Source organism: Leucobacter viscericola (genome assembly GCF_011299575.1).
Lineage (GTDB): Bacteria > Actinomycetota > Actinomycetes > Actinomycetales > Microbacteriaceae > Leucobacter > Leucobacter viscericola.
Genome location: NZ_CP049863.1, coordinates 3287463 through 3310379, shown reverse-complemented (window position 1 = coordinate 3310379; position 22917 = coordinate 3287463). Strand labels below are relative to the sequence as shown.

Annotated in this window: 20 protein-coding genes; 8 read left to right on the top strand and 12 right to left on the bottom strand. The window is 61.9% G+C overall.

The genetic code is table 11. The features are described 5' to 3' along the window. Position 1: 1 nt before the first annotated feature. The 4 genes from G7068_RS14500 to G7068_RS14485 form a co-directional block, all read right to left on the bottom strand. Positions 2–1069: a hypothetical protein gene (locus G7068_RS14500; RefSeq protein ID WP_166292612.1), complete on the bottom strand. Its 1068-nt coding sequence runs from the start codon at positions 1067–1069 to the stop codon at positions 2–4. A 186-nt stretch (positions 1070–1255) separates the two neighbouring features. Next, positions 1256–2158, bottom strand: coding sequence for a succinate--CoA ligase subunit alpha (sucD, locus tag G7068_RS14495; RefSeq protein WP_166292611.1), 903 nt, complete (start codon positions 2156–2158; stop codon positions 1256–1258). A gap of 30 nt (positions 2159–2188) precedes the next feature. Next, positions 2189–3355, bottom strand: coding sequence for an ADP-forming succinate--CoA ligase subunit beta (gene sucC / locus G7068_RS14490; protein ID WP_166292610.1), 1167 nt, complete (start codon positions 3353–3355; stop codon positions 2189–2191). A gap of 138 nt (positions 3356–3493) precedes the next feature. Beyond that, on the bottom strand, positions 3494–6064 hold the full coding sequence (locus G7068_RS14485; RefSeq protein WP_166292609.1) for an ATP-dependent helicase: 2571 nt from the start codon (positions 6062–6064) through the stop codon (positions 3494–3496). Between the two features lie 251 nt (positions 6065–6315). Here G7068_RS14485 and G7068_RS14480 point away from each other — a divergent pair, with 251 nt between their 5' ends. Beyond that, positions 6316–7320 carry an asparaginase gene (locus G7068_RS14480; RefSeq protein ID WP_166292608.1) on the top strand — a complete coding sequence of 335 codons (1005 nt, stop codon included), beginning with the start codon at positions 6316–6318 and terminating at the stop codon, positions 7318–7320. Positions 7321–7447: 127 nt separating this feature from the next. Here the strand turns inward: G7068_RS14480 and G7068_RS14475 are convergent, their stop codons facing one another. Next, on the bottom strand, positions 7448–8491 hold the full coding sequence (locus G7068_RS14475; protein WP_166292607.1) for a glycerophosphodiester phosphodiesterase family protein: 1044 nt from the start codon (positions 8489–8491) through the stop codon (positions 7448–7450). Between the two features lie 114 nt (positions 8492–8605). Here G7068_RS14475 and G7068_RS14470 point away from each other — a divergent pair, with 114 nt between their 5' ends. The 7 genes from G7068_RS14470 (at position 8606) to G7068_RS14440 (ending at position 15815) form a co-directional block, all read left to right on the top strand. Further along, positions 8606–9442 (top strand): Bax inhibitor-1/YccA family protein, encoded by an 837-nt coding sequence (locus tag G7068_RS14470; RefSeq protein ID WP_166292606.1) that lies wholly within the window; start codon positions 8606–8608, stop codon positions 9440–9442. Positions 9443–9466: 24 nt separating this feature from the next. Continuing rightward, positions 9467–10324 carry a helix-turn-helix transcriptional regulator gene (locus G7068_RS14465; RefSeq protein WP_166292605.1) on the top strand — a complete coding sequence of 286 codons (858 nt, stop codon included), beginning with the start codon at positions 9467–9469 and terminating at the stop codon, positions 10322–10324. Positions 10325–10406: 82 nt separating this feature from the next. Continuing rightward, on the top strand, positions 10407–11879 hold the full coding sequence (locus G7068_RS14460; RefSeq protein ID WP_166292604.1) for an MFS transporter: 1473 nt from the start codon (positions 10407–10409) through the stop codon (positions 11877–11879). Between the two features lie 128 nt (positions 11880–12007). Further along, entirely contained in the window at positions 12008–12355 is a 348-nt protein-coding gene (locus tag G7068_RS14455) for an iron chaperone (RefSeq protein WP_166292603.1), read from the top strand. Between the two features lie 56 nt (positions 12356–12411). Then, positions 12412–12951 (top strand): helix-turn-helix domain-containing protein, encoded by a 540-nt coding sequence (locus G7068_RS14450; protein WP_166292602.1) that lies wholly within the window; start codon positions 12412–12414, stop codon positions 12949–12951. A 167-nt stretch (positions 12952–13118) separates the two neighbouring features. Then, complete coding sequence (locus G7068_RS14445; RefSeq protein ID WP_166292601.1) at positions 13119–14663, top strand: Na+/H+ antiporter NhaC family protein; 1545 nt, start codon at positions 13119–13121, stop codon at positions 14661–14663. A 9-nt stretch (positions 14664–14672) separates the two neighbouring features. Next, complete coding sequence (locus G7068_RS14440; RefSeq protein ID WP_166292600.1) at positions 14673–15815, top strand: aminotransferase class V-fold PLP-dependent enzyme; 1143 nt, start codon at positions 14673–14675, stop codon at positions 15813–15815. A gap of 79 nt (positions 15816–15894) precedes the next feature. Here the strand turns inward: G7068_RS14440 and G7068_RS14435 are convergent, their stop codons facing one another. The 7 genes from G7068_RS14435 to rarD all read right to left on the bottom strand — a co-directional run bounded on the left by G7068_RS14435 (position 15895) and on the right by rarD (position 22889). Further along, positions 15895–16110, bottom strand: a complete 216-nt coding sequence (locus G7068_RS14435) for a hypothetical protein (protein ID WP_166292599.1) — start codon at positions 16108–16110, stop codon at positions 15895–15897. Positions 16111–16141: 31 nt separating this feature from the next. After that, positions 16142–17725, bottom strand: coding sequence for a glutamine-hydrolyzing GMP synthase (guaA, locus tag G7068_RS14430; RefSeq protein ID WP_166292598.1), 1584 nt, complete (start codon positions 17723–17725; stop codon positions 16142–16144). After that, the gene (locus G7068_RS14425) at positions 17722–18234 is read right to left on the bottom strand and encodes a DUF3817 domain-containing protein (RefSeq protein WP_166292597.1); all 513 of its coding nucleotides are present in this window, start codon (positions 18232–18234) and stop codon (positions 17722–17724) included. The genes guaA and G7068_RS14425 overlap by 4 nt, the downstream gene beginning before the upstream one ends. An 18-nt stretch (positions 18235–18252) precedes the next feature. Beyond that, positions 18253–19185, bottom strand: a complete 933-nt coding sequence (locus G7068_RS14420; RefSeq protein WP_244304530.1) for an SURF1 family cytochrome oxidase biogenesis protein — start codon at positions 19183–19185, stop codon at positions 18253–18255. 11 nt (positions 19186–19196) lie between these two features. Further along, positions 19197–20318: a GuaB3 family IMP dehydrogenase-related protein gene (locus G7068_RS14415; RefSeq protein WP_166292596.1), complete on the bottom strand. Its 1122-nt coding sequence runs from the start codon at positions 20316–20318 to the stop codon at positions 19197–19199. Between the two features lie 57 nt (positions 20319–20375). Then, positions 20376–21878 (bottom strand): IMP dehydrogenase, encoded by a 1503-nt coding sequence (gene guaB, locus G7068_RS14410; protein WP_166292595.1) that lies wholly within the window; start codon positions 21876–21878, stop codon positions 20376–20378. A gap of 87 nt (positions 21879–21965) precedes the next feature. After that, positions 21966–22889 carry an EamA family transporter RarD gene (gene rarD / locus G7068_RS14405; RefSeq protein ID WP_166292594.1) on the bottom strand — a complete coding sequence of 308 codons (924 nt, stop codon included), beginning with the start codon at positions 22887–22889 and terminating at the stop codon, positions 21966–21968. Positions 22890–22917 lie beyond the last annotated feature (28 nt).

The window sequence follows — 22917 nt, the reverse complement described above, 5'->3', positions numbered from 1 at the left end:
GCTACCAGGCGGCAGCAACCTCGCGGTGAGCTTCGAAGAGCGGAACCGTCGTACCCTCGGGCGCGCGACCAAACCCGCACTCCGTTGCGACCCCGAAGTCACGTGATACGTGACGCTGAGCGGTGGCGATCCGGCGGCGTGCGCCCTCGGCACCGTCCTCGCGGTGCACAAGTCCGAGGTACAGTTCGGTCTCCTCGGGCAACACGAGTTCTGCAAGCGGTGCAAAGAACGCATCGTCGTCACGCTCAATCGGCACGGGCAGGTGGAGCCAGTTCAGCGCTCGAGTCGTCTGCTCTGCCGTGAGATTAGCGAAACGGGTGAGGTTCGCGGCATCGCCGGGTTCTACAAAATGCTTCTCGGCCACGTCGCCGTAACACAGGTGCACACCAACCTCGACGTCCGCGGGCAGTCGGTCAATCTGCCGCGCCAAACGCGAGGTCGTGCCCGCCCACACATCGTCAAACCAGGCGTGGCGTCGCAGGTCGGTGGCCGCCTCTTCCAATATGGCGAATTCCACGGCGGCATCCCACTGCACGGCGATCTCATCGTGCGGGACGACCGCGAGGATCTCGTCGAGCTCCGCGGCGAGCGCGGCCTCGTAGACCGGTTCAAACGCTTCGCGATCCTCTGCGCGAACAAAGCTCCCCACAACACCGAGCGGTGTGGGCAGCGACACTTGGAACCGCGTGCCGCTCGCAATGACCCCCTGCTGCTTCAGCTCCGCGAACACCTTCCAAGACGCGAGGGCAGCCTCCGCGTAACCGAGCGGCGGCAGCACGAGATCGGCGGCGTCCACGCCCTCTGCGATCCGCACCGAGCGAATGTCTAGCATCCGCAGCGGGATAGGAGTGTCTCCCACTCGCTCGATGCCCTCCGCCGCGGCGAGGCGGCCCGGCTGAAACGCGATCCAGTGGAAGCGCTCCCCGACTTCGCCGTCGGGAATCCGCTTAAGCCATGGGCCCAGAGTTTCTGCGGCGACCCGCATGGTCGTCTCCGCATCATCGAAATTGATGCTCCCCACAAGATGAGCACCGCGGATCGTTTGGCTGCTGGGTTTGGTCTCAGTCATGATTGCCAGTGTAGTTCGTGGGCAGCGTGAGGATCACAAGCCGCAATTGCCCCGAGCATCCCCCGCCGGTTCCCGCGTCTGTCCGATGACACTGGCTTCTGAGTAAATACACAGAGCCGGGTTCTCGCCACTGTGAGTGGCAAAAACCCGGCTCGATGTGGATCGCGTGCGATCCTGCGGTGCTAGTTACAGTGCCGCATACACCTCTCGCAGCAGACGCGCGGTCTCGGACGGCGTCTTGCCGACCTTCACGCCCGCAGCCTCGAGTGCTTCCTTCTTTGCCTGCGCCGTGCCAGCCGAGCCGGAGACGATGGCGCCTGCGTGGCCCATCGTCTTGCCCTCGGGTGCGGTGAAGCCTGCGACGTAGCCGACGACCGGCTTCGTCACGTTGGCCTTGATGTAATCTGCGGCGCGCTCTTCAGCGTCACCACCGATCTCACCGATCATCACGATGGCCTTGGTCTCGGGGTCCGCCTCGAACGCTGCAAGCGCGTCGATGTGGGTGGTGCCGATGACGGGGTCGCCGCCGATGCCGATGGCGGTTGAGAAGCCGAGATCGCGCAGCTCAAACATCATCTGGTAGGTGAGGGTGCCCGACTTCGAGACGAGGCCGATCGGCCCCTTGCCCGTGATCGTGGCGGGGGTGATGCCAGCGAGTGCCTCACCGGGGGTGATGATGCCGGGGCAGTTCGGCCCAATGATGCGGGTCTTGTTGCCGGTGGCCTTGGCGTGCGCCCAGAGCTCGGCCGAGTCTTTGACCGGCACACCCTCGGTGATGATGACGAGCAGGCCGATGCCCGCGTCAATCGCCTCGACGGACGCGTCCTTGGTGAACGCGGGCGGCACAAACGCCACCGAGACATCGGCGCCGGTTGCAGCCATGGCTTCAGCGACCGAGGCGAACACGGGCAGCTCAACGTTTGCACCGTTGGCGTCAACGTGCGAGACAGTGGTGCCAGCCTTGCGAGCGTTGACGCCGCCCACTACTTGGGTGCCAGCGGCGAGCATACGCGCGGTGTGCTTGGTGCCTTCGCCGCCGGTGATGCCCTGGACGATGACCTTGGAATCCTTGTTCAGGAAGATCGACATTGTGTTCCTTCTTCTACGTTCCGGTGCGGGCTAGCGTGCGTTGGCGAGTTCGGCGGCCTTGTCGGCGCCCTCGTCCATGGTCGCTGCGAGGGTGACGAGCGGGTGGGCAGCATCGTTGAGGATCTTGCGACCCTCATCAACGTTGTTGCCGTCGAGGCGCACGATGAGCGGCTTGTTGGCCGAGTCACCGAGCTTCGCGAGCGCACCCACGATGCCGTTGGCAACCGCGTCACAGGCGGTGATGCCACCGAAGACGTTCACGAACACCGACTTGACCTGCGGGTCCCCGAGGATCACGTCGAGACCAGCGGCCATCACCTCAGCCGAGGCGCCACCACCGATGTCGAGGAAGTTCGCGGGCTTCACTCCGCCGTGGTTTTCGCCGGCGTAGGCGACAACGTCGAGCGTCGACATGACGAGTCCCGCGCCGTTTCCGATTACGCCGACCTCACCGTCGAGCTTCACGTAGTTGAGATCCTGCGCCTTGGCCTTTGCCTCGAGCGGATCTTCAGCTGCCTTGTCGGCAAGCGCGTCGTGCTCGGGGTGACGGAACTCGGCGTTTTCGTCGAGCGAGACCTTGCCGTCGAGCGCGATGATGTCGCCTGCGCCGGTGAGCACGAGCGGGTTCACCTCAACGAGCGTTGCGTCTTCGCCAACGTACACGGCGTAGAGCTTCTCGAAGACGGCCGCAACCTTCTCAACCAGCTCTTCGGGGAACTTCGCGGCGCGAGCAATTTCGATTGCCTTCGCGGCATCGATGCCTGCGATGGGATCCACCTCGATGCGCGCGAGCGCCTCTGGCTTCTCAACGGCAAGCACTTCGATCTCCATGCCGCCCTCAACGCTGCACAGCGAGAGGTAAGAGCGGTTTGCGCGGTCAAGCAGCACCGAGAAGTAGAACTCCTGGGCGATGTCTGCGCCGGCTGCAACCATCACGCGCTTGACGACGTGACCCTTGATGTCGAGGCCGAGGATTGCCTCTGCGGCCGCGAACGCCTCATCAGCATTCTTTGCGACCTTCACGCCGCCGGCCTTGCCGCGGCCTCCAACCTTTACCTGAGCCTTGACGACGACCACGCCGCCAATCTTTTCTGCGGCAGCGCGAGCCTCTTCGGGAGTGTCCGCGATGATGCCGGCCAACACCGGCACCCCGTAACGCTCAAATAGATCTCGTGCCTGGTATTCGTACAGATCCACGTACTATTCCTTTGCTTGGGATTCTTAGGTGCCCGAGGCAAAAATGTCTCGATGTCGAGATAAATCGACCAGAGGTCAGTCTAACACCGTGCGGCGGCTCGGGATCACCTTACGGTCCCCCGTGCGGAGACTCGGAGGCTACTCCAACTTTTCAATCGGTGCGAGTTTCACGAGCAGCTTTCGCTCGCCCACCGAATCAAACACGGCGTGTGCGATCCGCTTTGAGCCCGCTCCCGTAACCGCAGAGACCCGCCCTTCGCCGTACTCGTCGTGGCGAATCCGGTCACCGGGCGCGAGCTCCATGTCACCGTTGTCGCGCACGTTCCCCATAATCGTGTTGGGAAACCCGCCGCCAGCGGCCTGAGCCTGCTTGGCCGCCTTTTTGCGCTCGCGCCACTTGTCGAGCGCCGACTGCATGTTGCCGCTCGCGGGCTCGCTGACGGCTGCGCTTGAGTAACCACCACTCGACCCAAAACTCACGGAAGAGTCAGTGCGCGAGCGTGATCCCGACCCGCTGCCCCCATAGCCGCTACCGCGCGGAGCGTTCAACGCGCGCGACTCGGTGCCGCCGCGGCTCGTTACCTCACCCGGCGACTGCCGCCAGTCGATGAGCCCCTCGGGAATCTCCTGCAAGAACCGCGAGGGCATCGCCACCGACACGTCACCGAACACCGCACGGGTGCTCGCGAGTGTCAGGTAGAGCCTTTCGCGGGCGCGCGTAATGCCGACGTACATGAGGCGCCGCTCTTCGTTAATGCCGCCGACCTCGTCGACCGACATTTGGTGCGGCAGCAGGCCCTCTTCAACACCGGTGATGAACACGGCCTTGAACTCGAGGCCCTTTGCCGTGTGCATGGTCATGAGCGAGACCGTGCCGCTTGAATCGTCGAGATCATCGGCAGCCGCGACCAGGCTCACCTCGGTGAGGAAAGCAATCAGCCCGGCACCCGGCTGCTTCACGTCAAACTCACGAGCCACCGCTACGAGCTCTTCGAGGTTCTCGGCGCGCGCATCGTCTTGCGGGTCGCGCTTCGCGCGCAGCTTCTCGATCATCTCGGTCTCATCGAGAATCAGCTTCAGCAAGTCGCCCACTGGCGCTGGCGCCTGATCGTGCTCGGGATCCCCCGCTGCCATCTTCGCGGCACGGGTCAGCATCTCAGCAAGGCTCAGGATCGCGCCGCGCACCTTTGGCCCAAACGAGAGTTCGTCGCAACGCAGCATCGCCTCGTGAAAGTTGATGCCCTGCGCCTCCTGGAAGTTCGCGAGGTGCGCCTCCGCCATCGGCCCGATGCCGCGTTTCGGAGCCCCCAGTAGTCGCGACCACGTAATGGGGTCGTAGGGGTTCGCGATGCTCGTCAGGTACGCCATCGCGTCTTTAATCTCGGCGCGCTCGTAGAACTTCGTGCCGCCAAGAACGCGATACGGAATCGCGGATCGAATCAGCAGTTCTTCAAGCGCACGCGTCTGCGAGTTGGTGCGGTAGAACACGGCGATGTCGCTGTAGTTGAGGCCCGCACGGTGCAGATCCTCGACCTCTTCGGCGACAAAGCGGGCCTCGTCGTGCTGGGAGTAGCCGGTAAAACCGACGATCCTCTCGCCGTCTCCCTCTGCCGTCCAGAGGTTTTTCTCCTGGCGGTCGAAGTTATTGCCGATCACCGCGTTTGCGGCCGTCAAGATGTTCTGCGTCGAGCGGTAGTTCTGCTCGAGCTTCACAACCTCAGCGCCCGCAAAGTCGCGCTCAAACTCGACGATGTTGCGAATATCGGCGCCGCGGAATGCGTAGATCGACTGGTCGGAGTCGCCGACAACCGTGAGGCTCGCTGCCGGGATACGCCCGGAGGCGTCGAGCTCGCGGTCCCGGATCGGCGGCACCAGGCGTTCGACTTCTTCGGGTTCAACCGGGCGGGTGAGCTCGCGAATCAGGGAGTACTGCGCATGGTTGGTGTCCTGGTATTCGTCTACCAGGATGTGCCGGAAACGCCGCTGATAGATCGCCGCGACATCGGGATGCGCCCTGAATAAGTGCACGGTCTGCCCGATGAGATCGTCAAAGTCGAAGGCGTTGGCGCGGCGAAGCTCCTGCTCGTACTGCTTAAAGATCTCAACGAAGAGGCGATCCCGCGGATCGCTCTCGTTCATCGTTTTGGAGTAAGCATCGGCGTCGGTCAGTTCGTTCTTGAGGCGCGAGATCTTTGATCCCGCGTTCGCCGGGGTGAACCCGTAGGTGTCAGCGTCAAGCTCTTTAATGATGCGCTTCAGCAGGGCCCGCGAATCGGCAGAGTCGTAAATGGTAAAGCCGGAGACGTAACCGAATCGCTCAGCCTCACGGCGCAGGATCCGCACGCACGCGGAGTGGAACGTGGAGACCCACATGCCCTCCGCCCCCGAGCCGAGGAGTCCATCGATGCGCTCGCGCATCTCGGCCGCAGCCTTATTGGTAAAGGTAATCGCGAGGATCTGGCTCGGCCAGGCCTCACGATTGCGAATCAGGTGTGCAATGCGATGAGTGAGCACACGGGTCTTGCCTGATCCTGCCCCCGCCACAATCAGCAGCGCCGGCCCGCGAGCAACGACAGCTCGCGCCTGCGCCGGATTGAGCCCATCAACCAGTGGATCGGGCCCGTTCGCTGCGGCGCCACCGTCACCGGCACCGGCCGCACCCGGCCCGTAAGGGATCCCAGAAGGGTCAAGAAGTTCGAAGTCGCTCATCGTGCCACCAGTCTAGATTGCACCACTGACATTCACGCTCCGCGACTCCACCACCCTGCAGGCGATCCCGTCACCGCCGCTGCCCCACCCCTGCTGACAAGCCATGGATTCGTCGAGCGGCCATCAATTTTCATAGCTTCTCGACGAATCCATGGCTTCTCAGCGGCACGACGACTGGTGGGACGCCGCAGCACGGAACGCTGAACAAGCTCGCGCAACCCCACCGCGACACTTTCAGACAGAATAGAAGGATGTCCGCCACTTCCCGCGCCAATCCCTCCGTTCTCGTATTCGCAACGGGCGGCACGATCGGCATGCGCAACACCGACAACGGGCTCGCTCCCGATCCCGATTTCCCCGAGATCCTCGAGGCGATCGTTGCCGACATCTCGACTCCACTCGGAATCAACTGGCGCATCAATCATCTGCACCCCTCAATCGACAGCGCCAATGCAGACGCGAGCACGGCCCCGCGCATCGCCCGGGCGATACGTGCCCGAGTACGCACGCAGCGGCCGCGTGGCGTAGTGATCACACACGGCACAGACACCCTCGCCTACACGGCCTCACGCCTCGCCTTCGAACTCGCAGATCTGGGCGTCCCCGTCGTCGTGACCGGCAGCCAGTTTCCCCACGGCGCCGACAACACCGACGCAATCACGAACCTCACACTCGCCATTCGCACCGCCGCGCGGGCCGCGCACGGCTCACCGGTCTCGATCGCGTTTGGCGGCGCGATCCTGCCCGCCGTTCGGGCCAGCAAACACAGCAGCACCTCACTTACCGCGTTCGCGGCTGAGCTTCCGCTCGCTGCACATCCGGTGGGCGTACCGAAGCTGCTCGCAGAACCCGACAGCCGCAACCCCGTTCGCGTTCTGAGTTTCCGCTTCGTGCCGGGTGTCACCGCAGAAGACGTGCGTGCCGCGGTCGGCGGCAAACCCGACGGGCTCGTGCTCGAGTGCTACGGCAGCGGCAATGCCCCCATGGCACGCCCCGGCATGCTGGGGGTGCTGCGTGAGATCTGCAGCGAGATCCCGGTCCTGGCGATCACCCAGTGTTCGACAGGCGGGGTGGATCTCACACGCTATGCCGTGGGACACGAGCTTGCGGCAGCGGGGGTGCTCGATGGCAGCGACCTGACGCTTGAAGCAGCCATCGCAAAACTCGGCTATCTTCTCGACGCGGGATTTAGGGGTGAGGATCTCGCGAAGCTCCTCAAACGTAACCTCGTAGGCGAGTGCGCGTCTCGGGACTAGGCCCGTCTCGCAGCCGCCCCAGCCCGCAATCCGCAATCCGCGATCCCCCATCCGGTGTAGCCATATAGATAGTTGCGGCGAGCCGAACCCGCAATATGGCTACACCCGATTCTGGTGCGGGGGGGGGCTAAGAACTCTCGTCGCGCACCATACGCGCAATGTCAGGGTGATCCACAAATATGCCGTCGACGCCCGATGCGAGCACGAGCTCAAACTCTCCTCGCCAGTCACCCCACTCGGCGCCGTGCACCGAGCCCTGAAATCTCAGATTGAGAAAGCGATTCTCTGGGCGCAGCGTCCAGGTGTACACGTGCAGGCCGCGGTCGTGAGCGCGCTGCACAAGGTCGGTCGTGCCGGTCGCGCGGCCAAGCGCGTTGAGGTGGAGAATATTCCACTTGGCAACGCTGATACCGTCAACAACGGTTGCTAGAAGGTCGAGTCCGGCGTTGCTGCGAAACCAGGCGTAGCTGCGAGCTCTGTGACTGCGGTTTGCTTCATGGGCAGCAACTTCGTCGGCGGGGCTGCCGATCCTCTCGGCAAGAAACACGAGCTGAGCCTGCACATCAGCCTCACGCAAGCGCAGCAAAGCCCCAAGTTCGAACGCCTCGATGATGAGCTGTTCGGGTCGTTCCGACCACCCCGTCGCCGCGAGTTCCGCGAGTAGCAGCTCGACCAGATCGAGCCCCAGCTCACGAAAGTAATGGTCGTGTTTGATCTCAATCACGATCCGCAGCGGCGTACCCTGTGCTTCGCTCTGCGCGTCAGCAATGCTGAGTACGTCACAGAGGCGCAGGATCGGCTCAGTGTTGTCGTAGGTTACGTTTTCAGGCCGGATCTTCGGCAATCTTTCCCTGCAACGCAGAGTTGCAAGTTCTTCCCACGTGAAGTCCTCGGTAAACCACCCGGTGAGGCGCACTCCATCAACGGTTTTGGTGGTGCGCCGGTCGGCAAACTCCGGCCGGTCTGCGACATCGGTTGTGCCCGAGATCTCGTTTTCATGGCGTACGACCAGCACACCATCACTCGTCGCCACGATGTCAGGCTCGACCGCATCGGCGCCCAGCTCGAAAGCGAGCCGATAGGCGGACTCGGTGTGCTCGGGGCGATACCCCGGAGCACCGCGGTGTCCGATGACGAGCGGAGGCGTCGATGATGCAGGCAGTGCTGACATAGTTCGAGCCTAGATCCTGCGCCTCCGGCGAACGAGCCCAAAAGACTCAGCCGCAGCGAAGCTAGACACCACTAGGCTTGAGTAAACTCACACGCCTGGAAAGGAATCCGACGCATGAGCAACCCGGCTCTCAGCAACAACCCGGCTCTCAACGGTAAGACTCTTACCGCTGAAGAACTTCGCCGTATCTACGATCAGCCTGCTGCGCAGACCCAGCGCCCCGGAGTTGATGCGTCGGCAGCCGCTGCTGATAGCGTTCAGCAGCCACCGGTGATCGTCCCCTCCGACAAGCCAATGACCTACGAGAACACCATCTCGAAGACCGTGATGCTGTTCCTCATCGTGCTGGCGTTTGGTGCGGTTGGTTGGTTTATGCCGGCTCTGGCGCTGCCAGCGGCAATCATTGGCCTCGTCCTCGGGCTCGTCAATGCGTTCAAGAAGGAGCCGAGCGTTCCGCTCATCGTGCTCTACGCGGCGTTCCAGGGTGTGTTCCTGGGTGGTATCTCGGGGCTAGTTGAAGCCCAGTATTCGGGAATCGTTTCGCAGGCTATTCTTGGCACGCTTGCCGTGTTTGCGGTTGTGCTGTTGTTGTTCCGCAGCGGTAAGGTGCGCACCAGCCCTCGCGCGACCAAGATCTTCATGGTCGCGATTATTGGCTACGGTGCCTTTTCGCTGGTCAACTTCATTCTCATGCTTACTGGTGTGAACTCGGATCCGTGGGGTGTCTACGGGGCACGAATCAACGGTTTCCCAATCGGTATCATTATCGGCGGCCTCGCGATCCTGCTCGCCTCATACTCCCTGGTCATGGACTTCGAAATGATCCAGAACGGCGTCAAGAACCGCGTTCCCGAGAAGTGGGCTTGGTCGGCAGCTTTTGGACTCATGGTGACGCTGATCTGGCTCTACTTTGAGATCCTGCGCCTGCTCGCGATTCTGCGCGGCAACTAATACCGACGGAGCAACAAGGGTCCGATGACCATAACCGACTACGAGACCGACCAGCGGGAAGCCCTTGGCAGCTTTCTGCGTGCAAAACGTCAGCAGCTGAACCCTGTTGATGTTGGCTTACCCGCTGGCGGCCGTCGCCGCACGCCCGGTCTGCGTCGCGAAGAGGTTGCGGTACTCGCCAACGTTGGCGTCTCTTGGTACACCCGGCTTGAGCAGGGAAGAGATATTAGCCCGTCTGATGCTGTCATCCTGGCGATCGCTGACGCGCTGAGGCTCAACGGCTTTGAACGTGAGTACCTCATGCAACTTAGTGGTCGGCAGGGCAACCAGCCCGAACCCATCGACTGCCGACGCCATAAGAACGTTCAGCGGATCCTGCAGAACCTCAACGAGCTGCCAGCGGTGTGCCTGGACCGCTACATGAACGTGTTCGCAACGAACACACTGGCCGCAACACTGTTCGGGTGCGAGGTCGGCCGCAACTCTCTCGAAACCTTTTTCCGGGAGCAGCAGTGTTCACAAAAGTTCCGCGATCACTCAAACACCGCCGCCATGCTGGTCTCACAGTTCAGGCGCAACGCGGCCAGATACCCCGGTGATCCTCGATTTGCCAATATCTCCCGCGAACTCACCAAGTCATCTCCTCATTTTGCGCAGCTCTGGAGCGATCACACTGTCGGGGCCGAGCTCATATTTGGGCTTCGTTACTGCGATGACGTGCACGGTACCGTCGACTTTGATTCCACCACACTGAGCGTCGCGGGAGAGAACGATCTGAGGGTCATCGTGTACCTCCCGCAGGGCGACGACAATGCTGAGGCACGCTGGGAAGCGATACGAACCTCGGTAACCCAGCAGACAGCGCTGCGCCTCGCCGGCTAACCTGACGCGGTTAGGGTGGCACTCCCAATCCCTGCATAACCAGACTCTGTAGCGAAGGTTTATCCGCCTACAGACTGGTGCAATGAAAACTGCAATCTCCCCTCCCCTGTTTTCCTCTAGGGAACGCATCATCCTGTTCGTTCTGCTCACATCTCAGTTCATGCTGTCGCTCGATTTTTCGATTGTGACAGTCGCGTTGCCCGCGCTCGGTAAGGATCTTGGCATCGCCACAAGCGACCTGCAGTGGGTCGTCACGATTTTTGCGCTCGCTTCAACGAGCCTGATCTTGGTAATGGGAAGGATCGCTGAGCGCTTTGGGCGCAAGCATCTCTTCCTCATCGGCATGGCATTGCTCACAGTCGCTTCCACGATGGGTGGTCTCGCACAGAGTGCAGAGATACTGCTGACGGCGAGGGCTCTTCAAGGAATTGCCATTGCGATCACAACCCCCACTGTCCTGGGACTTCTTACCGCGTCCTTCGCTGAGGGGCCACTGCGCACCAAGGCGCTCTCTTACAACGGACTACTCCTCACGCTCGGATTCTCGGCAGGCTCCCTCCTGGGCGGCGCCCTCACCGATCTGCTTGGTTGGCGTTTCACCTTCTTTATCAACGTGCCCATCGGGGTGGCGGTCTTTGTCTTAGCACTCGCACTCGTGCGGAAAGATTCTCCCGCATCTGCCACCCGTGTTGACCTTCCAGGTGCGGTCGTGATCACTGCGGCGCTCGTGGCCTTTGTGCTCTGGCTTCGTGAGATTGAGACGGGAGGGATCGCGAGCCTTACCTCGGGACTCCTCATCGCATCCGCGGTCGCACTCTTTGCGGTATTCGGGCTGATAGAGCGCAACCGCGCACACCCGCTCGTTCAGGTGGCATTACTTGCCCGGCCCTCCGTGTTTGTCGGCAACTTGGGTGGAATTGTGACGGTTTCCATGGAGACCGCGAAAGCGTTTCTACTCACGCTGTATTTGCAGCAGGTGCTTCACCTCTCTCCCCTGCTCACCGGACTCGCGCTTGGAGTTCTAGGCGTAGGGTGCATTATCGGCAGCTTCGCTGCGTCAAGTCTTATTAATCGCTGGGGAGCCGCAACCACTCTCACCGCCGGGCTCGCACTGCAGGGAGTAACCGCACTCACCCTTGTACTGCTGGGGCAGGATCTCACGAGCGGCTTCACTCACATCCTTGTCGCCACCTTCATAGGTGGCTTCGGGCACTTACTCGCGGTCGTCGCTTACTCCGTTGTTGGCACCTCGGGGCTGAGCTCGACTCAGCAGGGCACCGCAGCGAGCATTATCGGCATGTCTTTCCAAATCGGAATGCTGGTCGGAATTCCAGTGATCTCTATCCTGGCATTTGCCGGAGGGGACAGCCACGTACTTGCAACGGGAGACACGCTCAACGCGCTGCGTTTTGGTTTCGCCGCAGATGCGGTATTCACGCTGGTCGCGGCGGCTGTTGTGCTGATCTATCGCATAACGGCGACGCGCGTGCGTCCAATTGACGCCGGAGAGCAGGATCAGCATTCCCCACACGAACTCGTCGAGGTGACCAACTAGCTTCCTCCCCCTCAGCCGGTGCTCCCCCGTCAGCCGGTTGGATTCGCAAGTTTCCAACCGGCTAACGGGTGAGCACCGGCTGAGGTGTCTTTACAGTGCAACCCGGTGGCCCGTGCGATACTAAATCCATGAGCACCGAGGTGAACGACTACTTGGCCACACTCCCTGACGAGGAGCACGAGCGCATCCTCGAAATCTACACTCGCGCAAGCGAAGTTGTGCCCGAGGCAGAGCAGGGCCTGAGCTATGCGATGCCGTGCCTCATGTACAAGGGCAAGGGCCTCATCGCGGTCATGAGCACCAAAAAGCACATCGGCGTGTACCCCTTCGGAAACCTGGGTGAGCTCGCCGACGCCGTCGCAGAGGCCGGGCTCGACAGCACCAAGGGATCCATCCATCTTAAGATGGGGCAGAAACTCCCCGTTCCGCTGCTCGACCACTTCCTGCAGCGGCGGGTTGCCCAGATCGATAAGTAGCTCGGCACTCCGCATCCGCGAGCCAGCGCCAGCGGTGTCTGTGGGAAGATAACGAAGTGCTTGGTGAACGGATCCGCAATCTTCGGCTGAATAGCGGCATGACTGCGCAGCAGCTTGCTCAGTCAGCCGAGCTTTCCCCTGCACAGGTGAGCCAGATCGAGCGTGGAAACAGCGATCCCAGCCTCGACGCCCTGCGTCGCATCGCGAAGGCACTCAACACGCCGCTGTTCGACCTCTTCGCGGAGCGTGAGGATCGCCCGGTGCGAGTGGTTCGCGAACACAGTCGTATGATCGTGCAATCCCCCAGGGGCGGCATCTCTTATTCCCGGGTCTCCCCCGGAAGCGGCATGCTTGAAGTGCTCGCGGGCGAGCTCGCGCCGGGAGCCGCATCACACGACGAGCCGTGGTCCCATCCCCCGAGCGAGGAGTGTGTGCTCGTCACCAGCGGCACACTCACCGTGGAGGTTAACGGCGAAGACTTCACGCTGGGCCCCGGTGACAGCGCCTATTTTGCGTCGATCCACCCTCATCGTTACGTGAACTACACCGACGAGATTGTGCGTTTCACTATCTCAATTAGCCCTCCCGGCTACTAACGGCATCTACTCCCACGAGCAGCAGCCGCTCATATTCGCGCGCGTGTCAGATTTAATTTAGTTGAAGTTTTATTTAATTTAAGTAAACTGAGAATCGCGCTCACCAACGACCGCGAGCGCACCGCCGCGAAACCTCGGCGGCAACCCCTCTTGGATAAAGGTGTCCTGTGAGCAAAGATCAACCAGCTGCACCCCTTGTGTTTCGAATTGGCCTCTTTGGTGCGTTCATCGCACCAATCGTGTTTGTTGTCTCCACGATCATGTTCTTCGTGGTGCTACGCGCGTTCGATATGAACGCGCTTACGGCCGCGGCCCTTGCCGGGCTTTTCATAGCGGCCCCGTTTGCCCGCGGGTACGAATCGTTCTGGGCAGCCGCGGCGAAGGGAATCTCTTCCAAGACCTCGGTCACACTTCTGCTGCTCTTGTTCTCTATTGGGCTCACTTCATCCCTGATAAAATCAACCGGCATCTCTGAGGGATTCATCTGGCTCTCACTCTCCATCGGCGTCCACGGCGGACTCTTCATCGCCATAACGTTTGCCGCCGTGTGCGCAATTGCCATGGCGACCGCCTCTTCGCTCGGCACTATGTTTACAGCGTTCCCGATCTTCTACCCGGCGGGCGTCATTCTGGGAGCGGACCCCGTCCTACTCGCGGGAGCGATCCTCTCCGGTGCACTGTTCGGCGACAACCTGGCCCCCATTTCCGATTCGACGGTCATCTCTTCAACCACACAGCGCTACCGCACTCGCGAGGGAACCGCAGAGGTGCCCGGAGTTGTTGGCAGCCGTCTACGCTACTCACTCACGGCCGCGACAATCGCGTTTTGTTTGTTCCTCGGTATCGGCACCCTCGTCTCCCCTGGCGGTAGCGCGGTGAGCGATGTCTCCCCCGATGATTTCTCGGCGCAGGGTCTGTGGATGCTCATCGCAGTTGTGGTGCTGCTCGGCACAGCAATCATTACCCGCAATATTTTTAAGGCGGTTACCGCAGGGCTCGTCTCGGGGATCATCGTCGGCCTCCTCAGTGGGGTGCTAGAGCCCTCGGGAATCGTCGGCGTAAAAGACGACGCCATAACCGGCTTCCTGGTTGGCGGGGTCGCCAACATCTTGCCGATCATCGGCCTCAACGTCGTTATCTTTGCCATGCTCGGGGTGCTTGAGAGCGCGGGCGTGCTTGATCGGCTCGTCGACAAGGTTGTGTCGAGCGGCTGGGTTACGACCCCGAGACGGGCGGAGATAGCGATTGGATCCGGGATCCTCGCCACAACAACACTGTTCGCCGGGGTCAACGGTCCGTCGATGCTGGTCTTTGGTCCCATCGCCGATCGGATCGGGGCGCAGGTGGGGCTGCACCCCTACCGCCGCGCCAACGTGATGGACTGCTTTGCGCTTGGCCTCGGCAGTGTCGTTCCGGTGGTGAGCTCGTTCTTGTTCATTGCGAGCCTGCTTACCGCCGACCAGGGCACTGCGCCGGTTCTTGATCCAATGTCGATCTTTACGGGCTCTTTCTACCCGCTGGTACTCACGTGCGTCATCGCTGTAGCCGTTGCAACAGGATGGGGGCGTCGCTACGAAGGCATAGACAGCGCCCTCGAAAAGAGCCAGGCCAACGCGGTGATCGTGCCGGATCATGACACCGAACAGCCGCTCAACCCAACCGGGGCCTCCCTCCCGCAGACCAAGACCCCTCAGACCTCAACACAACACTAAGGAATACCCATGACAACATCTACCAAGCCACTATCGCCGGAGCAGTTCCGAGAGCTTTTTCCGATCCTTGACGATGCCCCGCATTTTGCGAGTTGCAGCCAGGGAGCGCTTTCGGACCACCTGGCCCACACGATGCAGCGCATGACGGCAAGCCTCATTGATGCGCAGGCCCCCTGGGGCGCCTGGGTCGGCAAGGTTGAAGAGTACCGCGCGCTCGCGGGTCAGCAACTCGGCGTGAGCGGCGAGAATGTGGCGGTGCTCTCGTGCGCCTCGGAGGGGGCTTACCAGGCCGTGTCATCGCTCGACTGGAGCGGAACCCGCAACCGTCTGGTCACCTCCGATCTCGAGTTCCCCTCGGTCGGCAACGTGTGGCGTGCGCAGCACGACAATATTGAGGTCGTGAATGTCGCGGGCATCGAGGCGGCTCTGCACGCAGACAACTGGATCCCGCTCATCGACGAGCGCACAAAACTGGTATCGATTCCGCTGGTGAGCTACATCAATGGCACCAGGCCAGAGGTCGAGCGGGTCATCGAACACGCCCATTCCGTTGGCGCCCTCGTCTTCGTCGACGCTTACCAAGCGTCTGGCGTCGTGCCGTTCTCCGCGGCAAAGCTCAACTGCGACTTTCTCGTTACCGGAAACCTCAAGTACCTCTTGGGCCTCCCCGGCATCGCGATGCTGTACGTTCGCGACTGCGCCAACGTCGAGCGCAGTGCTGACCTCACCGGCTGGTTCGGTCGGGTGAACCCCTTTGCGTTCGACCCCGCCGGCGTTGACTACCCCGAAAACGCGCGTCGTTTTGAGATGGGCACACACCCCATCCCGTCTGCATACGCCGGTGTGGCCGGCTTCGAGATGATTGCAAAGCTCGATCCCGAACAAACCTGGAGTCACGTCACCTCGCTGCGCGAGCGCCTGGCAATTGAGGTCGCAAACCTCGGTTTCACTATTGATTACCCGTCGGATCCCGCGCACCGCGGGCCGCAGGTTGCGCTCGTTGGGCTTGATCCCGATGCGCTTGCGGGTCGCCTCGCGGAGCGCAGGATCGGCACCTCGCCACGAGGTGAGCGACTGCGGTTGTCGCTGCACGCGTACTCCAACAACAGCGATATTGACGCCCTAGTGCAGGCGTTGAAGGAGCTGCGCTAGCCTCCAAGAAACGCTGAGGGCCCCAGCTCAAACGAGTTGGGGCCCTCAGTCGTGTGGGTGTAAGAACTTGTGTGGTGCGCTACTCAGCGGCTCCGTCACCATCACCGTCACCGCGGGGCATACCGAGAATGAACCCAGCGACCGCGCCAATTGCGAGACCAACGCCGATCCCGGCACCGATCATGTTGCCGATGGCGCCAACAAAGCCACCAACCGCACCGCCCAGAACGATTCCGGCGATGATCCACACCACGGACACCCCAAACAGAGGGTTTTTGTTGTTGTTCTCGCTCATGGTGTCCACGTTACGCCGTAAACTCGGCGCCCTACTCCCACTCAATCGTTCCCGGCGGCTTCGACGTGACGTCAAGCACCACGCGGTTCACCTCGGGCACCTGGTTAGTGATGCGGTTAGAAATACGAGCGAGCACCTCGTAGGGCACACGTGTCCAGTCGGCCGTCATCGCGTCCTCAGAAGACACGGGGCGCAGCACAATCGGGTGGCCATAGGTGCGGCCGTCGCCCTGCACACCCACGGAGCGCACGTCGGCGAGCAGCACCACCGGGCACTGCCAGATCTCGGCGTCAAGCCCTGCAGCGGTCAGCTCGGCGCGCGCAATGGCGTCTGCCTCGCGCAGCGTTTCGAGACGATCCCGAGTCACCTCACCGACAATGCGGATTCCGAGCCCGGGTCCGGGGAACGGCTGGCGGCCAACGATCGCCTCGGGAATGCCGAGCTCACGACCGATCGCGCGCACCTCGTCCTTGAACAGCGTGCGCAGCGGCTCGATGAGCTCAAAGTCGAGGTCATCGGGCAGGCCGCCCACGTTGTGGTGCGACTTGATGTTTGCGGTTCCGGATCCGCCGCCCGACTCAACCACATCGGGGTACAGCGTGCCCTGCACCAGAAACTTCACCTTTTCGCCGGAGGCGGCTGCCTCGCTGACGAGATCACGCTGCACCTGCTCAAAGGCTCGGATGAACTCGCGGCCAATGATCTTGCGCTTCTCTTCGGGGTCAGTGACGCCGGCAAGGTGTCCGAGGAAGGTGTCAGCGGCCTCAACCGTAATCAGGCGCACACCCGTCGACTCAACGTAGTCCTTTTCGACCTGCTCGCGCTCGCCCTTGCGCAGCAGTCCGTGATCCACAAACACCGCGGTCAGCTGGTCGCCAATGGCGCGGTGCACGAGGGCCGTCGACACGGCGGAGTCAACGCCGCCGGACAGCGCCGAGATGACTCGAGCGTTACCGACCTGCTCGCGAATCCGCGCGATCTGCTCCGAGATCACGTTGTCGGCGTTCCAGTCGTTTGCGATGCCGGCAACGTGGTGCAGGAAGTTCTCGAGCACCTGCTGGCCGTGGTCAGAGTGCTTAACCTCGGGGTGCCACTGCACGCCGTACATGCGCTTTTCCGCGCTGCCGAAGGCGGCCACCGGCGTGACGGCGGTCTTCGCGAGCACCTCAAAGCCCTCGGGGGCCTGCTGCACTGCGTCGCCGTGGCTCATCCAGACGTTTTGCGCGTCGGGCTGACCGCCGAGAATCGCTCCGCCGCCACCGAGAACCTGCGCATCGGTTGCGCCGTACTCGCGGTCGCCGGTGTTGCCAACGACACCACCAAGTGCACGGGCCATCACCTGAAAGCCGTAGCAAATGCCGAGGGTCGGGATCCCGAGCTCAAAAATGGTGTCATCAAACTGAGGCGCGCCCTCGGCGTAAACCGACGACGGACCACCCGAAAGCACGATGCCGAGGGGCTGCTTCTCGCGAATCTCGGCGGCCGTAATCGTGTGGGGCACCAGCTCGGAGTACACACCCGCCTCGCGCACACGGCGCGCAATCAGCTGGGCATACTGTGCACCAAAATCAACGACGAGAACCGGGCGATGCCTGGTGTGGGAGCTTGAGGTCATGAACGGCCTTCCGGGCTGTGCGCGGACGATGCCGCGGTGGATGAATCTGGAGAATCTGAGGCTGCTGCAGCGGGCTCAACATCGTGCGTGGCGAGGAACGCATTGACCTCGCGCACGACCCGAGCCTCAAGGATGAACGACATGAAGGGCACGACACCGCCGAGCGCGATCAACAGGAAGCGCCAGAAGTTCCAGCGCATCGGGCTCCACAGCATGAAGTCTGAGATCAGATAGATCACGTAGAACCAGCCGTGGGCAATCAGGATCGCTTTGAAGAGATCGAAGCCCCCCGGTTGGAAGTCTGACTCGACGCCCGCGGGTGCAAGCGGCTCAAACTTCGCAAAGCCGTCAGGCCCGAAGAGGTACAGCTGCACGTTGAACGCGTACTTCATGACCATGACAGCGCACAGCAGAAGCAGCATCACACCGGTGATCACAGAGGTCACCTTGTAGACGCTCAGCGCTTTGCGAATGCGGGGGTAGTCGGCGGGTTTGGGCTGCAGTTGCATGGCGTCCATTCTATTGCGTCACAATTGAGGGTCGCTGGGTCGGGTCGCAGCGGCCGCGGAGTCGGGATCAGGTTTGCGATCGGCTCCGGGATCACTTCCGACCCCACCCTCAGCTTCTTGCTTGAGGAGCTTCAGCTCGTGCTCCTTCTCCCAGGCGTCGCGCGCGAGGCGGAACCAGAAGAACACGGCGAACCCGGCAAACACGACCCACTCAATGGCGTAAAACACGTTGAGCCAGCTCACCTTCTCAGGCGGCAGCGGTGCGACCGAGTCAATCTTGTCGAGGCCGCTCATCAGCGGCTCGACAGAGGTTCCCTCGTGCATAACCAGGTATCCGGCGTACACGGGCGTCTGCACGTCTGCCCAGAGGTTCGCAAGGTGCGCGGGCAGCATGGTTTGCAAACGTTGAGGATCGTCCGTCGGCTCTGGAATCTGCGCACCCTCGGGTGGCATGTAGCGCCCCTCAAAGGCCCTCGACTGGGCGAATGCGGGATCAGCGTCAAGTCGCTTAATCGCCTTTTCAGCGGCGGCCTGATCCGGGGCCCACCCAATCGCAACAGCGAGGTTCCCGTTGGCCTCAGCCTCGGGGCCCTCGGTTACCAGGTGCCCAATCACCCAGGCACCCGATTTACCCTGGTTTTCACGCGGCGTGAGCACCTGGGAGTCTCCGGGCACAAAGGAGCCACGAACGCTCACAACGACACCCGCGCCATACTCGTTGACGCCCTTGCCGAGTTCGGTCGCCTCCGAAAGCGGACGCAGGGTCTCCGTGTTGTAGTTCTGCTCTTCGTCGCTGCGAATCGCGTTGCTCATTTGCCACTGCCCGAGCCACGCAAAGACGGCAGCCACGAGGAGCGCGAGCAGGAGTGCGAGGATCCACTGGGGCCTGCGCATCACCCGCGCGAGTGTCGGGTCACCGAGGTATTCAGCCTTACGAGATGGTTGCGACAACGAACTGCGCTCTAGCGCTCTGCGTGAACGAGGTCAACGCGCTGGAAGCCCTTGAGGTCTGAGTACCCGGTCGTCGCCATAGCGCGGCGCAGGGCACCCATGTAGTTTGCGGTGCCGTCAGCAATATGCGCGGGACCGTTGATGATCTCGGCCAGGGGCGCAACGGGATCCACGGCGACACGGCGTCCGCGAGGCAGATCCTCGTGGTGCGCTTCTTGGCCCCAGTGCCAGCCACGACCCGGGGCGTCAGAGGCGCGCCCGAGAGCAGCGCCCAGCATCACGGCGTCGGCGCCGCAGGCGACCGACTTAATCATGTCTCCCGAGGTGCCGAGGCCCCCGTCAGCGATCACGTGCACGTAACGGCCGCCGGACTCGTCGAGGTAGTCAGTACGAGCGCCAGCGACATCAGCGAGCGCGCTTGCCATTGGTGCGCGGATCCCGAGCGTGGCCCGGGTTGTGGAGGAGGCTCCCCCACCGAATCCAACGAGCACACCGGCAGCGCCGGTACGCATAAGGTGCAGCGCCGACTGGTACGTCGCTGCGCCACCAACAATCACTGGTACGTCAAGCTCGTAGATGAACTGCTTGAGGTTGAGCGGCTCGCGCCCCTCTTTTGCGACGTGCTCAGCCGAAACGGTGTTGCCGCGAATCACGAACAGGTCGACACCCGCGTTGACGACGGTCTCAGTGAACTCGGCGGTGCGGTGCGGTGAAAGCGCACCCGCAACGGTCACACCGGCGTCACGGATCTCACCGAGGCGATCGCGGATCAGCTCGGACTGAATCGGCGCGGCGTACAGCTCGCGCATGCGACGCACCGCGGCCACCTCATCGGTGATCTGCGAAAGCTCTTCGAGCAGCGGCTCCGGGTTCTCGTGCCTGGTCCACAGGCCCTCAAGATTCAGCACACCGAGCCCGCCGAGTTGCCCCAGTTCAATCGCCGTTGCGGGCGACATCACCGAGTCCATCGGTGCACCCAGCACGGGAATCTCGAACTGGAACGCGTCAATCGTCCACGAGGTCGAAACGAGCTCTGGGTCTCGCGTGCGTCGGGTCGGAACTACCCCGATCTCATCGAACGTGTATACGCGTCGTGCACGCTTGCCGCGGCCAATCTCGATCTCGTTGCTCACTCATCCAGTCTATCTATCCGGGAACTTGGATCCTGCGACTGCGCGCAGGATGAAGGGCTACCGCTTGTAGTTGGGTGCTTCCACAACCATCTGCACGTCGTGCGGGTGCGATTCTTTCAAGCCTGCCGCAGTGATTCGCACGAACTGGCCACGCGCTTTGAGCTCTTCGACGGTGCGCGCACCAACGTAGAACATCGACTGCCGCAGCCCGCCGATCATCTGATGCGCAACCGCACCGACCGGCCCGCGGTAGGGCACCTGACCCTCGATGCCCTCGGGAATCAGTTTCTCATCGCTCGGCACGTCAGCCTGGAAGTAGCGATCCTTCGAGTACGAGGTGCGCTCACCGCGTGTCTGCAGCGCGCCAAGCGAGCCCATGCCGCGGTAGTTCTTGTACTGCTTCCCGCCGACAAACACGAGGTCTCCGGGGCTCTCGTCGGTGCCAGCAAGCAGCGAACCCATCATGACCGAGGACGCACCCGCAACGAGCGCCTTGGCGATGTCGCCCGAGTACTGCAGTCCACCATCAGCAATCACCGGCACGCCCGCGGGGGTCGCAGCGCGTGCGGCCTCGTAGACAGCGGTCACCTGCGGCACACCCACACCCGCGATGACACGCGTTGTGCAGATGGATCCTGGACCAACACCAACCTTGATAGCGTCTGCGCCAGCTTCAACGAGTGCCTTGGCACCCGCGTACGTCGCAACGTTTCCGCCGATCACGTCGACACCGGCAAACGCCGGGTCGGCCTTGATCTTGGCGATGATATCGAGCACACCCTTGCTGTCGCCGTTCGCGGTGTCAACAACGAGCACGTCAACACCGGCTTCGAGCAGCGAACTCGCGCGCTTCCACGCGTCACCGAAGAAGCCGACAGCCGCACCAACACGAAGTCGACCCGAGTCATCCTTCGTGGCGTTGGGGTACTGCTCCTCTTTGTCGAAGTCCTTCACCGTGATGAGGCCGGTCAGCTTGCCCTCACCATCGACCAGGGGCAGCTTTTCGATCTTGTGCGTAGCGAAGATGTTCGCGGCGTCCTCGCGAGAGATTCCAACCGGCGCCGTGATCAGCGGCATTTTGGTCATTGCGTCTTGAACGCGAACCTGGCTACGATCCTTGGGATCGATAAAGCGCATGTCGCGGTTTGTGATAATACCGAGCAGCACACCGGCCGAATCGACAACGGGCAATCCAGATACGCGGTACTCGCCGCACAGTGCGTCAACTTCGGCAACCGTCGCGTCAACCGTTGTTGTCACGGGGTTTGTGATCATGCCGGCTTCACTGCGCTTCACGCGGTCAACCATCTCGGCCTGATCCTGAATCGAGAGATTGCGGTGCAGAATGCCGAGTCCACCGTTGCGGGCCATCGAAACAGCCATGCGCGTCTCGGTGACGGTGTCCATCGCGGCCGAAATGAGCGGAATGCTCAGACGAATACGTCTCGTGAGCAGAGTCGAGGTGTCAGCCTCGCTCGGAATGACGTCGGTGTGCGCTGGCAGCAGCAGCACATCGTCGTAGGTGAGACCGGTGAACGCGAATGGGTCACGCTGTTCCATTGAACCTCGCTTGCTAGTGGATGAGCGGGTGATAAAGGGTGCTGGATGCGGCTCCCCCATACAAATCGACCCGAAGGCCTGTGCAGATTAGTCTAAGGGAATCGGCCCGGTTGCAAGCTGTGCCTGTGGCGAACGGCGCAACTGAATGACCATGTCGGTAATCAGCAGCACGAGCGCAACCCAGACCGCGATAAATCCGATCCATCGTCCGACTGAAACTTCCTCGTGCATCACAAGATAGCCGTACAGGAAGCCGAGGATCGGCGTGAGAAACTGCAGGAATCCGAGGTAAGAGAGCGGCAGTCTGCGCGCTGATTCACCAAACAGGATCAGCGGTACCGCCGTCATAATCCCGCTGCCGAGCACGAGCAGCATGATCCCCGGACCAAACGTGTACGCAGTGAGCCCGGCCGTGGCCGCCACGATAATCATCTGTACAACACCGACGGGCACGGTGACGAGCGTTTCGACAGTGAGGCCGGTCAAGCCGTCAACATGTTCACCGACGTGTTTGTGCACGGCGCCGTACAACCCGAAGGTCAGCGCCACACCAACCGCGATCCAGGGGAACGATCCATAGGCGATTCCCGCGATCACAACACCAACGGTTGCAATAGCCACCGCGGTCCACTGCAGCCGAGAGAGCCGTTCCTTACGAACCACGACCCCGATCAGGATCGTGAACAGCGGGTTGATGAAGTAGCCAAGGGAGGTCTCGAGCACGTGACCCGTCATCACACCGATGACAAAGATCTGCCAGTTGGCGTAGAGCAAAATACCCGAGAGCGCGAACCAGCCGAGCAGTCGCGGGGTGCGCAGTATTGCTGAAATCTGCGGCCATCGCTTTGTGAAGGTCGCGAGGATCGCGCAGAAGATGAGCGAGGTGCCAACTCTCCAGGGAACAACCTCGAGAGGGCTCACCATCGCGATCAAGCCGAAGTAGAAGGGGAACGCACCCCAGATCAGGTAGGCCCCGATTCCATAGCCGAGCCCCGCCCGAGTTTGTTTCATCGAGACAGTCTATCGAGCATTGAGAACG

Coding starts and splice junctions, on each gene's coding strand:
- guaA (WP_166292598.1), bottom strand. CDS start 17,725: ATGACCTCAAGCTCCCACACCAGGCATCGCCCGGTTCTCGTCGTTGAT.
- G7068_RS14455 (WP_166292603.1), top strand. CDS start 12,008: ATGAGCACCGAGGTGAACGACTACTTGGCCACACTCCCTGACGAGGAG.
- G7068_RS14485 (WP_166292609.1), bottom strand. CDS start 6,064: ATGAGCGACTTCGAACTTCTTGACCCTTCTGGGATCCCTTACGGGCCG.
- G7068_RS14470 (WP_166292606.1), top strand. CDS start 8,606: ATGAGCAACCCGGCTCTCAGCAACAACCCGGCTCTCAACGGTAAGACT.
- G7068_RS14425 (WP_166292597.1), bottom strand. CDS start 18,234: ATGCAACTGCAGCCCAAACCCGCCGACTACCCCCGCATTCGCAAAGCG.
- G7068_RS14440 (WP_166292600.1), top strand. CDS start 14,673: ATGACAACATCTACCAAGCCACTATCGCCGGAGCAGTTCCGAGAGCTT.
- G7068_RS14435 (WP_166292599.1), bottom strand. CDS start 16,110: ATGAGCGAGAACAACAACAAAAACCCTCTGTTTGGGGTGTCCGTGGTG.
- sucD (WP_166292611.1), bottom strand. CDS start 2,158: ATGTCGATCTTCCTGAACAAGGATTCCAAGGTCATCGTCCAGGGCATC.
- G7068_RS14475 (WP_166292607.1), bottom strand. CDS start 8,491: ATGTCAGCACTGCCTGCATCATCGACGCCTCCGCTCGTCATCGGACAC.
- G7068_RS14460 (WP_166292604.1), top strand. CDS start 10,407: ATGAAAACTGCAATCTCCCCTCCCCTGTTTTCCTCTAGGGAACGCATC.
- G7068_RS14500 (WP_166292612.1), bottom strand. CDS start 1,069: ATGACTGAGACCAAACCCAGCAGCCAAACGATCCGCGGTGCTCATCTT.
- rarD (WP_166292594.1), bottom strand. CDS start 22,889: ATGAAACAAACTCGGGCGGGGCTCGGCTATGGAATCGGGGCCTACCTG.
- guaB (WP_166292595.1), bottom strand. CDS start 21,878: ATGGAACAGCGTGACCCATTCGCGTTCACCGGTCTCACCTACGACGAT.
- G7068_RS14480 (WP_166292608.1), top strand. CDS start 6,316: ATGTCCGCCACTTCCCGCGCCAATCCCTCCGTTCTCGTATTCGCAACG.
- G7068_RS14465 (WP_166292605.1), top strand. CDS start 9,467: ATGACCATAACCGACTACGAGACCGACCAGCGGGAAGCCCTTGGCAGC.